11 protein-coding genes are annotated in these 11,342 nt (G+C 46.4%); 1 reads left to right on the forward strand and 10 read right to left on the reverse strand.

Annotated features, from left to right (window positions below):
• Positions 1-172 precede the first annotated feature (172 nt).
• The 5 genes from FYJ59_RS08355 to FYJ59_RS08375 form a co-directional block, all read right to left on the reverse strand.
• Positions 173-847 carry a DnaJ domain-containing protein gene (locus FYJ59_RS08355; protein ID WP_154496425.1) on the reverse strand — a complete coding sequence of 225 codons (675 nt, stop codon included), beginning with the start codon at positions 845-847 and terminating at the stop codon, positions 173-175.
• 15 nt (positions 848-862) lie between these two features.
• A complete protein-coding gene (locus tag FYJ59_RS08360) occupies positions 863-1,693 on the reverse strand; it encodes a DUF5685 family protein (RefSeq protein ID WP_154496426.1) in 831 nt (276 codons plus the stop codon).
• 66 nt (positions 1,694-1,759) lie between these two features.
• Positions 1,760-2,152, reverse strand: coding sequence for a hypothetical protein (locus tag FYJ59_RS08365; RefSeq protein ID WP_154496428.1), 393 nt, complete (start codon positions 2,150-2,152; stop codon positions 1,760-1,762).
• 154 nt (positions 2,153-2,306) lie between these two features.
• Positions 2,307-3,686: a radical SAM protein gene (locus FYJ59_RS08370; RefSeq protein WP_154496429.1), complete on the reverse strand. Its 1,380-nt coding sequence runs from the start codon at positions 3,684-3,686 to the stop codon at positions 2,307-2,309.
• A 45-nt stretch (positions 3,687-3,731) separates the two neighbouring features.
• Positions 3,732-4,307, reverse strand: a complete 576-nt coding sequence (locus tag FYJ59_RS08375) for a manganese efflux pump MntP (protein ID WP_154496430.1) — start codon at positions 4,305-4,307, stop codon at positions 3,732-3,734.
• Positions 4,308-4,521: 214 nt separating this feature from the next.
• On the opposite strand from FYJ59_RS08375, the gene FYJ59_RS08380 reads away from it, so the two are divergent.
• Complete coding sequence (locus tag FYJ59_RS08380) at positions 4,522-5,073, forward strand: TetR/AcrR family transcriptional regulator C-terminal domain-containing protein (protein WP_154496431.1); 552 nt, start codon at positions 4,522-4,524, stop codon at positions 5,071-5,073.
• A gap of 42 nt (positions 5,074-5,115) precedes the next feature.
• Here the strand turns inward: FYJ59_RS08380 and FYJ59_RS08385 are convergent, their stop codons facing one another.
• From FYJ59_RS08385 to glyA, 5 genes are all read right to left on the reverse strand, one after another.
• Positions 5,116-6,435 (reverse strand): aspartate kinase, encoded by a 1,320-nt coding sequence (locus FYJ59_RS08385; protein ID WP_154496432.1) that lies wholly within the window; start codon positions 6,433-6,435, stop codon positions 5,116-5,118.
• 52 nt (positions 6,436-6,487) lie between these two features.
• The gene (locus FYJ59_RS08390; protein WP_154496433.1) at positions 6,488-7,699 is read right to left on the reverse strand and encodes a homoserine dehydrogenase; all 1,212 of its coding nucleotides are present in this window, start codon (positions 7,697-7,699) and stop codon (positions 6,488-6,490) included.
• Positions 7,700-7,735: 36 nt separating this feature from the next.
• Positions 7,736-8,179, reverse strand: a complete 444-nt coding sequence (locus FYJ59_RS08395) for an ACT domain-containing protein (RefSeq protein ID WP_154496435.1) — start codon at positions 8,177-8,179, stop codon at positions 7,736-7,738.
• Positions 8,180-8,298: 119 nt separating this feature from the next.
• The gene (locus tag FYJ59_RS08400; protein WP_205839498.1) at positions 8,299-9,939 is read right to left on the reverse strand and encodes a sulfatase-like hydrolase/transferase; all 1,641 of its coding nucleotides are present in this window, start codon (positions 9,937-9,939) and stop codon (positions 8,299-8,301) included.
• A gap of 28 nt (positions 9,940-9,967) precedes the next feature.
• Positions 9,968-11,206 carry a serine hydroxymethyltransferase gene (gene glyA / locus FYJ59_RS08405; RefSeq protein WP_154496439.1) on the reverse strand — a complete coding sequence of 413 codons (1,239 nt, stop codon included), beginning with the start codon at positions 11,204-11,206 and terminating at the stop codon, positions 9,968-9,970.
• Positions 11,207-11,342: the final 136 nt, after the last annotated feature.

The raw sequence follows: 11,342 nt of genomic DNA on the forward strand, positions 1-11,342 counted from the left end.
ATGCGAATTCCTGCATAAGCTGAAAGAAAAGCCGCATCGGAAGCAAGTTCCCGATACGACTGTCTACGCAAATCATAGCATGTTACTAGATTTTGTGCTTTACAATTCATTTCGCATCTACATCTTGTATATTTATTATAGTGAGGAAACCTGGAAAAAGCAAGTACCTTTTTTAAAACATTCCTCTTCCACCATATTCTCCGAAGCACAGACCGCCACCACCGCAGCACAGATTGCAGAACACGTTCGCCAGACAGATTTTCAGGCACAAGTCATTCCCACTCGCATTGGGATAACCATAAGCTGCCTGTCTGCTCTCATACCATTGTCCGCCGCTTTGAAGTCTCTGCAGAAGCATCTGGTATTCTATATTCTGAGGCTCCAGTGCCACTGCCTTACCTGCATGCTCCAGTGCTGCCACATTGTTACCAAGTCCCATATGGGCCATGGCGCTGTAATAATACCATCCGGCCGTCTTCTCATGCTCTCCCATGCCATCCAGGGTATTTCTGGCCTCTCTGTAATAACCGTTTCTGATATAATTACCGGCTGCCCGCAGTCTCGGCTCTTCCTCATATCCGGAAGTCTGCTGCCAGCCTGCCTGCTGCCAGAAGTCTCCAAAGCCCTGGCTGAATCCGCCATAACTCTGTCCTTCTGTCCGTTCCTTCATGATCTGCTGATACGCCGCCTGAATCTCCTTGAACTTTTCTTCCGCCTGAGCCTTGTTGGGATTATTGATATTGGCATCGGGATGATATTTCCTGCTCAGGGTCTTATATGCTTTTTTGATTTCTTCCTCGGAAGCATCTCTGCTCACTCCCAGGACACTATACGGATCATAAGTCATTTCCTGTTACCTCGTTTACACTGTCTTTTCCCGTTTTTCCCGTACGATCCCATAGCGGCACCATACTCCGGAATACAGAATATTCCGCAGAATATCCACATTCTGTAAAATAGGAAGCTGCTCAAATTCCTTACAGCATTCAGACATCATCATGGTCAGGATCTGTCTGCATTCTTCTTCAAATCCGGGTTCTTCATATCGTTTCTTTAGCGGATTATAGGTCCCCTTCTTAATGTCCTGCTCTACATCTTCATAGGCGTCCATGAGGTAAATGAACTTTCCCAGAAAAAATCCAAGTCTCTCCAAATTATCCTTCCACTCGTCTTCGCGGCAGGATACGATCTGTGCCATGACTTTTCCAAACAGTCCCGCCATGGTATCGATGTCCGCATTTCCCTGTTTCTCCGCATCCGCAAAATCCTGCATGGCCAGAGAGATGCTCCTCACCTTATCCGCATAGAGCAAAGGCTTTTTCCGGCACTTTTTCCCCAATAGATAACTGTATGCCAGTCCTTTCAGACTATGCTCATCCTCCCAGTCATCCTCTGCCTTATAGCAGGTAAACAACACCGTCATGTCCGCCACATAATCGGTAAAAAGATTTCTTCTGATCTGATGCTTTTCGAAAGGATGTGCCACACATCTGCACTGTCCTACGACATCTTCCGGTTCATACAGTCCGGTGAGCAGCATCAGAATAAAAGTCATATCATAATTCAGGGAAAGCTGCCCCAGCACACCATAACGCTCCTTCAGGCTCTGGCATAATCCACAGTAATAGGATCGATACACATCATACTCCTTGAATTTCATCTCCGACTGATTGACCACAATGTATCCGAACATCTGACTCACCATCCTTTCTTATTTCCCGGTTTTGCTTATTTTCCATTTGTAATCCTGCCTGTCCTGTCAGGTCTTGCGGATAAATTCCTCTCCGCATTTTCTGCAGTGGATCGCAATCTTGCCTTTGTGTCTGGGCACCCGGAGCTTCTGTCCGCATTTCGGACATTTAAAGATCTTATAATCCCTGTGTCCGGCAAAAAGTTTCTTCCGGCGCTGCCACCAGCTGCGCACCTTCATTTCTTTTTTGAGATACCATTGGTTCTCCGCACTTCTCTTGCTCATATTCCTGGAAAACATCCGGTAATAGACATAGACCAACAGGGCAAGAGCCAGCACATAAAATATTCTCAGACCCAAAAAAGAGAGCGCCAGGCAGACCAAAGCTACAATCATCAAAAACTGATTGAAGCGGTCATTGCCATAACGCCCCCACATGAAACGCTGTAACTTCTCTTTCATGAAGTACCACCTTTCGTCTGCCACCATGCAGGGGACACATTATCCAAATCTTTCAGAGCCTCGTTCGCGAAGCCGGCTCTGAACATTACCTACATTATGGTCTGCCGAAAAGCAAAAAGCAATTAACTAAATATAAACTTTTGTAAAAGAACTATTATTTATTATTCCGATCCTTCTGCCACAGCTCCTGTGCACGCACGTCCCATTTTTTTGCATACTCCGCACATTTCCCACACAGATGCTCCACGGATTCCGGTGACTGTAAGTCGGTGGAATGAGCTCCGGTCTCATGTACCATGCGCTGTAAGATCTCCGGATTCTCCAGCATCGGGCAGGGTTTTAAGTGATTACAGTTAAACGGTTGGTTCTCACGGTACGCCATGAACAGAGGCTGCTTTAGTGCGGTCAGCAGGTCCACCTCCTTGATATTGGCACCGGAATAATGAATGAATACACAGGGTTCCACATCCCCATTGGGATTGATATGACAGTAGTTTCTGCCGCCTGCGATACAGCCGCCCACATATTCACCATCGTTCTGGAAGTCAAAGGCGAAGATGGGCTTACCGCCCTTCATTGCACGGATCTCACGGATGCGGTGATACATATACTCTCTCTGATCCGGATCCGGAAGCAGCTCACAGGATGCCTCATTTCCTACCGGCATATAATGGAAGTACCAGCTGAATCTGGCGCCCTTTTCAATGATCATATCCAGGAATTCATCACTGGTGACTACCTTATAGTTTTTGCTGGTGTAGCAGATAGAAGTACCGAAGATCAGACCGTACTGCTTCATCAGATCCATGGCATGCATGACCTTATCAAACACGCCCTTGCCACGGCGCAGATCGTTTACTTCATTGAAGCCTTCCAGGCTGATAGCTACGGAGAAATTGCCTACACGCTTCATATCCTGGCAGAATTTTTCATCGATCAGGGTGCCGTTGGTAAATGCATGGAAGCCACAGTCATCATGCTTCTCACATAAACGGATGATATCGTCCTTACGCACCAGAGGTTCGCCACCGGTGAAGAAATACAGATAAATGCCAAGCTCCTTACCCTGGGTAACAATACGGTCCATATCTTCAAAGCTTAAGTTCAGGCGGTTGCCGTATTCTGCTGCCCAGCATCCGGTACAATGCAGATTGCAGGCACTGGTGGGATCCATCAGGATCAGCCAGGGAATATTACACTGATGCTTGATGCGCATCTCATTGATCTCTTTTTTGCCACAGAAGGCAGCCTCAAAGCCATAGTCCAGCGCAGACATTTTGATGACATGGGGATCTACTTCATTTAAGATGCGGTTCACATACTGCATCCATTTGCTGTCCGGTTCCCGGATCATACGTCTCGCCGCATCGTAGCTTTCCTTCGAAAACGTATTTCCCATAAATTTTTCGGACAGATCCACCAGCTTTAAGAAAGCTTTTTCCCTGTCCTCTTCATCCTTATTCACATACTTTAAAATCCCATCGATCGCTGCACCGAAAGCAGCTCTCTCTACCTTGTGTTTTACGTCTGCCATATTAATCTACCTCTCTTTTGTATTTTTACATAAATATCCCTGTTTCTAGCTGTAATAGCGGAACAACACATCGATCCCTGCCAACAGGAAGATGATCGCACCACTGATCAACACACGGCTTCTCCCGTGACATCCGATCCGGTATCCTGCATAGATACCGGTAACCACGGCTAACGCAGCCATGATCGCCAGCTGTATGATCTGTACGGTTACTCCGGCGTCTAAAAATCCCATGCCGATTCCCGACAGAAAAGAGTCCACACTGGTAAGCATGGCCCAGACACATAGCTGCTTCCAGGCAAATACATCCTCCCTGCGTTCTACCGGATCCCGCATCCGGGATGCCCGTACGATCAGCCAGATCGCGATCAGGAAAAAAATAACAGCGGAGGCTGCCCGGAACAATCTCTCTGTCCGCTGATAATTCATGGCTATATAGGGAATCTCCGAGATCAGGCTTCCTAATAGCATCGCTCCGCTCTGCCAGCCAGTGAACAACAGAGTCATTTTCAGGATCTGTTTTTTATCCAGTTTAGAAAGCATTGCACCTTTATATAATGCATAGGTAAGAACATCCAGGGAAAGTCCTAACGATACGATCAGTATTTCATACCACGCCATCCATATATCTCCTTTCTGCGATTATGATATGCTATTTCCGGACATATAGTAAGATACAACCCCGGCACAGAGTTTTTCCTGCTTTTACATTATTCCGATAAATGTAAACAATCCGCGACATTTTGTGGAAAGTGTCGTTTTGGGTTGAGAAACGGTAATTTTTTGTTTATAATATTTCTATCTTGGTTCTTTTTATGGGAAAAGGAGTCATGTGATGAAGACAAAGGAATTATTGGCAGACAGCTTTCGGACACTTGTGCTTACCGTGCCTTTTCAGAAGATATCCATCAAAATGATCACGGATGGTGCTCATGTGATCCGCCCGACTTTCTATAATTATTTTCAGGATAAATACGAAGTGATCGAGTTCTTGTTCGACCGGGATATCGGCAGCAAGGTCGAAGTCATGATTGAAAATGACATGGAACAGGAAGCTATTAAACTGATGTTTATCTGCTTTGAGAAAAATAAGGAATATTACCGCAGACTTTTTGAGATCACAGGTCAGAACAGCTTCGGAGAATTTTTTGCCCATTACTGTGAAAAGACTTTTTTCTGTATTCTCTCCAGACATCCCCTGAAGAAAATGCCCTGCGATCTGATCACTCCGCAGTCGCTGGCGCATTATAATGCCCTATTACTGATCGAGATCCTGAAGCTTTGGCTCTCTTCTCCCAAGAATGTGCCTGCGGAGAAGATTTTCGAAGCTTATCAGTACATAATGCGGACGCCGATCCTGGACATGATCCAGTATCCGGAGATATAAAAAGACAGGTCTTAATGACCTGCCTTTTTTATATCTTATCGATTATAGTCTTGTAATTACAAAGATATCATAAATTGCCTTGATCGCGGTTTCGAAATCATCATTTGCCACACCGATGATGATGTTCAGCTCAGAGGATCCCTGGTCGATCATCTTGACATTGATATTTTTGTGTGCCAGTGCGGAGAAGATTCTGCCTGCTGTACCTCGGGTGGACTTCATGCCACGGCCTACCACGGCGATCAACGCCAGATCCGATTCAATGTCTATCATATCGGGATTTGCAAGTCTGTGAATTCCCGCTACGACTTTCTGCTCCTTGTGCATGAATTCGTCCTGATGTACGAATACGGTCATGGTATCAATACCGGAGGGAACATGCTCAAAGGAGATTCCGTTCTCCTCAAACGCCTGCAGTACCTTTCTGCCGAAACCGATCTCGGAGTTCATCATATCTTTTTCAATATTCACAGAGCAGAAGCCTTTTTTACCGGCGATACCGGTGATGACATATTTGGACTTCTGGCAGGTGCTTCCCACGATCCAGGTACCGTTGTCTTCCGGCGCATTGGTATTGCGGATATTGATGGGAATACCCTCCTGGCGTACCGGGAAGATGGCATCCTCATGCAGTACGGTAGCTCCCATATATGCCAGCTCGCGAAGTTCGCGGTAGGTGATGGTCTCAATAGCCTCGGGATGATCGATGATTCTGGGATCTGCGATCAGGAAACCGGACACATCCGTCCAATTCTCATAGACATCCGCTTTGGCAGCCTTAGCCACAATAGAACCGGTAATATCGGATCCGCCTCTGGAGAAGGTCTTTACCGTTCCGTCAGGCATCGAACCGTAGAATCCGGGAACTACCGCTTCCTTGCTCTCTGCCAGTCTGGCACGAAGTACTTCGTTGGTCTTCGCTGCATCAAACTCACCGTTTTCATCGAAGAAAATTACAGTTGCCGCATCAATGAAATCATAGCCTAAGTAATTTGCCATGATGATACCGTTCAGATATTCGCCACGGGAAGCTGCATAATTGTTTCCGGATTTTGCCTTGAAATTCTTCTCAATGATCTTGAACTCTTCACTAAGATCCAGATCCAGCTGTAAACCATCTATAATCTCCTGGTAACGCGCCTTAATGGCATCCAGCTCTGCTTTGAAGCTCTTGCCCTGATCTGCCAGATCATAGCAGGCATACAGCATATCCGTCACCTTGGTATCATTGGAAAATCTTTTTCCCGGTGCGGAAGGTACCACATATTTCCTCTCCTTATCCGCGCGGATGATATTTCCTACCTTTTTGAACTGCTCTGCACTTGCCAGAGAGCTTCCACCGAATTTCACTACTTTTGACATAACATTTTCTCCTCAAATATATATTTAGTACTCTTTATAATATTCTTGTTTCTTACACCAGGCGGATCCTGCCAAGCATCTGCTCACCCAGTGCTTCATATTTTGCCAGGAACTCGCTCTCCTTCATGGGCTGTGTGAAGTATCCGAAGTCTTCCTTACGGTCTGCTAAATGCAGTTCTCTGCCTCCGGGGAAAGCTGCCTCTACCGCGCCTTTCGCTCCTGCCTTTGCTCTGATAAAAAAGCTTCTTACGGACTCACGTGTATCTACCAGCTTTACTTCCTCTTTGTCCCAGAAGCACATGATCACCTTGCCCTGATGTCTTGCACAGTCGATGACATCCGATACCACTGCACTGGCGGTGGGAAGCTTGCCTGCGCCCCGTCCGTAGTACATGGAATCTCCCAGCATATTGCCGGTGACAAATACTGCATTGAACACTCCGTATACCATGGCCAGGGGATGGTCCTTGGGAAGCATGAACGGTGCCACCATAACTTCCGCTGTGTCGTCGTCAATCGCACGGCTTCTGCCCAACAGCTTGATGGTATACTCTGCAGCATTGGCATATTCAAAATCCGCTGCGGTGATCTTCGTAATACCCTCGGTAGGGACTTTCTCGGAATCCACGTTTTTACCAAACATCAGAGAAGACAGAATCGCGATCTTACGGCAGGCATCATAACCTTCCACATCTGCTTCCGGATTGCGCTCCGCATAGCCTTTGTCCTGTGCTTCCTTCAGAACGGTATCGAAATCCGCGCCTTCTTTTTCCATTTTGCTCAGGATATAGTTCGTGGTACCGTTTAAGATACCATTGACAGCCTCGATCTTCTCTGCGGTCAGGGAGTAGTTCAGCGGACGGATAATGGGAATACCGCCGCCCACACTTGCCTCGAATAAGTAGTTGCAGTTATGCTCTCTGGCGATCTGCAACAGTTCGGGACCATGCTTTGCTACCAGCTCCTTGTTGGAGGTGCAGACACTCTTTCCCAGTTCCAGTGCCTGCTTCGTGAACTGGTAAGCAGCTCCGACACCACCCATGGTCTCACAGATGATGGTTACGCTGTCATCCTGTAAGATCGTATTGAAATCATGAATGACCTTATTCTCATAAGGGTCTCCGGGGAAATCTCTCAGATCCAGAATGTATTTCACTTCCAGTTCCTGTGCGGACTTTTTATTTACCATGTCCTTATTTTTCTCGATAACTTCTACCACACCGCTACCGACGGTGCCGTAGCCCAATACTGCAACATTGATCATAATATTCTCCTCACTTTTATCTTTTTCGTTCCGACATTATTCTTTTGCCAGTATTTTCACATGATGCACACTGGTCTGCCCCTCCAGCTGTTCGATCATCCGGGAGATATCTCCCGTAGTCTGCAGTACCTGTATACTCAGTGTCAGAGATGCGATTCCGTTGATGGGAATACTCTGATGGATCGTCAGGATATTCGCACGGTACTCTGCGATGATCTTCAGCACATCCGACAGAATTCCCGGTTCGTCATCCATCTGGAAAGTCAGCGTGATGGTCGTTCCCTGAGAATTGTCATGGAACGGAAAGATATCATCCTTGTACTTATAAAAAGAACTGCGGCTGATGCCAACTGCATCAACCGCTTCCTGTATGGTCAGAACCTTCTCTGACTCAAGAAGCCGCTTTGCTTCCACTACCTTTAACAGCACCTCGGGGATCGCCTTCTGCTTCACCACGAAATACTTGGTCGTTTCTCCCATATGTTATCCTTTCTGCAGTTCGTATCTGTAGTACGGACACTTGTTTTTCACTGAGGGATATTCTAGCACAGTAAAGTACGAAAGACAACCCCTATTTTTATCCAAAATAGGGGTTGTCCTTAATTTTTACGCTGATAGGTTACTCCGGTTACCCGGTAATCCTCAAAATTCCATGCCGGTCCCGTCTGCATCCATTCATACATAACATGGTTCGTATTCTCATAAAAGATATAACGGCGTTCTCTGTTTTCTCCCTCTTTATAAGGGAAAATTTCATCTCCACTTTCTCCGTCCAGCAATCGGACGTAAGCATCCTCCAAGTCCTCGTAGGATGCAGGAACCAATGACTTTTTCAGCGGATGACTTTCTCCTGCTCCTTTTACCAGGAACAGCGGATTCTGCCTGTCATATGCCGAAGTCTCATCCTGCGGATTGAAACCATGATCTGACATAATGATAATTACAGAATTATCATAGACGTCTGCCTGTTTCAGTTTCTGAAGAAACTGACCGAGCACCTTAATATTGGCTTCCAACGTCTCTGCATAGGAAGAATCTCCCACCGTATTCAGATCTGCATCATACAAAAAAGGAACATGTCCTCCCTGCAGATGATAATACTTAAAACATTTTTCTTCCCGACAGGTTACCTCTTCTTCCTGCATATGGACGGAAAATTCCCGCAAATCCCAAGTATACAGAGGATTACTTTCATCCACAAAAGCATTATGCTGTCCCTGGGTCTGTTCGATTGCTTTGTAACAATATTCTTTCATAAAAAACGGAGCATAGCGAATACCACCCAATTTACAGATTGCCCGTCTGAAATATTTCCATACATATGCCTCATGCTGGAGCTCCACCATATTGGAGAACCGGTAGGTATAAGATGTTACCCACGGATCAGATTCGTATAGCGCAATATCATATCCCCGATTCGATAATTCAAAAAACAATTGGGATTCATCCACCGCCGATGCCGTATAATCCAGATAATAATCCTGCCCCTCGTACCATTTTCCGGATAAAATATAGGGTGTGGAAAAGGCAGTCCACGGATAAGCTCCTACCATATCCGGATAATAGGTAAAATCCGAAAATGTGTCTTCATACGCCGGATCCGAATCCATAACTTTCTCAAAAGATTTTGCATCCACCGCATCCAGTAACAGAATCAAAAAGTTCGTATCTTCGGATAAACTGTACTGCCCATTCTCCAATGCGTAATACGTGGTTCTCTCCCGATACGCACCGGTGGTCAGAATGATCGTGACCAGAGTTAACAGTAGGATTCCTCCCAGTCCGGCACTCGCTGCCTTACAGAATGTCTCCATACGCTTCGCACCGAACAGTTTCCGGACCACGACAGCTGCTGCCGCAATCAGGATACACACGATGGCTGTCTTTATATTCTCGCTCCGATAGTTCTCCCAGACGATCTCGGTACCGTCAAAAGGAGGCATATTACTCACCAGAAAATTCCCCTGCACATACAAAGTCAATAGTGCCACCAGTTCCGTTACGGTGACAACGCGGCAAAGTCTCTCGGACAGACAGGCGCTCAAAAGCACTCCCACAACATTTATTGCATAAAAGATCAAGAAATTCTGTGCTGCCGCTTTCAGGATTTTATAAAAGTCAAACCAGAACTCTGTCTGATTTGCAACATACAATTCCAGCGGCGCGTAAATAAACAGCAGAAAGCAAGTCGTCAGGGCGACAAGCAGTCCCGGAATTGCCACCCTGATTCTTTCCTTCATAATTTTTTTAATTTTGTCGTTTCTCATTTTAGATCAAAGGATACTTGTCAGTTAATTTCTGAATGATGGCTCTGGCTGCAGGAACCTGCTCTTCGCCGCCCTTGATGACCAGGGCAATGGCTTCTGCCACCTGATCCATGTCCTCGGTGTTCAGACCTCTGGAAGTAACCGCGGGGGTTCCCAGACGGATACCGCTGGTCACAAACGGAGACTGAGGATCGTTGGGGATGGTGTTCTTGTTAGCAGTGATGTGCGCTGCATCCAACAGTTTCTCCACTGCCTTACCGGTCAGACCGTAAGGAGTCAGATCCACTAACATTAAATGGTTATCGGTACCGCCGGATACGATCTTGATATCCCGGCTCATCAGTCCCTTACACAATGCCTGGGCATTGTCAATGATATTCTTCTGATATACTTTAAAGTCGTCGCTTAATGCTTCTTCGAAGCAGACTGCCTTGGCAGCGATCACATGCATCAGAGGGCCGCCCTGGATGCCGGGGAAGATGGCTTTGTTGAAGTTGAACTTCTCATTGGCTTCCTTATTGCAGAGGATCATACCGCCTCTGGGTCCGCGCAGGGTCTTGTGAGTCGTAGTGGTCACTACATCCGCATAAGGGATGGGACTGGGATGAAGGTCCGCTGCCACCAGTCCTGCGATATGTGCCATATCTACCATCAATACGGCACCCACTTCGTCTGCTACTTCACGGAACTTCTTGAAATCAATGGTTCTGGCATACGCAGAAGCACCGGCAATGATCATCTTAGGCTTGCATTCCAGTGCCAGTTCTCTCATTCTGTCGTAATCTAAGAATCCGTTGTCATCTACACCGTAAGGTACTACATGAAAATATTTACCGGACATATTTACCGGTGAACCATGCGTCAGATGTCCGCCGTGATCCAGATTCATGCCCATGATCGTATCACCCGGTTTCAGTACGGCAAACTGCACTGCCATATTCGCCTGTGCTCCGGAATGGGGCTGTACATTGGCATAATCACAGCCGAACAGCTTCTTGGCACGCTCGATTGCAAGATTTTCGATAACATCCACGCACTCACATCCGCCGTAATATCTCTTGCCGGGATAACCTTCCGCATATTTATTGGTCAAGGGACTGCCCATAGCCGCCATGACTGCCTTGCTTACCCAGTTCTCGGAAGCGATCAGTTCAATATGACTGTTCTGACGATTCTCCTCGTCGATAATGGCCTGTGCCACCTCGGGATCAACTTTTTTTACTTCATCCAATGAATACATGCCTCATTCCTCCCATAATAATCTTTGTTTTTCTCTTGTTAACTCGCTTTTTCTTACATTTTCTTTTTTTCATAGAGATGTTATCTAAGTCTATGCCATTCCCCTAGGCCCAAAATCATGGATATCAGGATGTTTA

Origin of the sequence: Waltera intestinalis (genome assembly GCF_009695995.1) — a bacterium.
GTDB classification, from domain to species: Bacteria; Bacillota; Clostridia; order Lachnospirales; family Lachnospiraceae; genus Acetatifactor; species Acetatifactor intestinalis.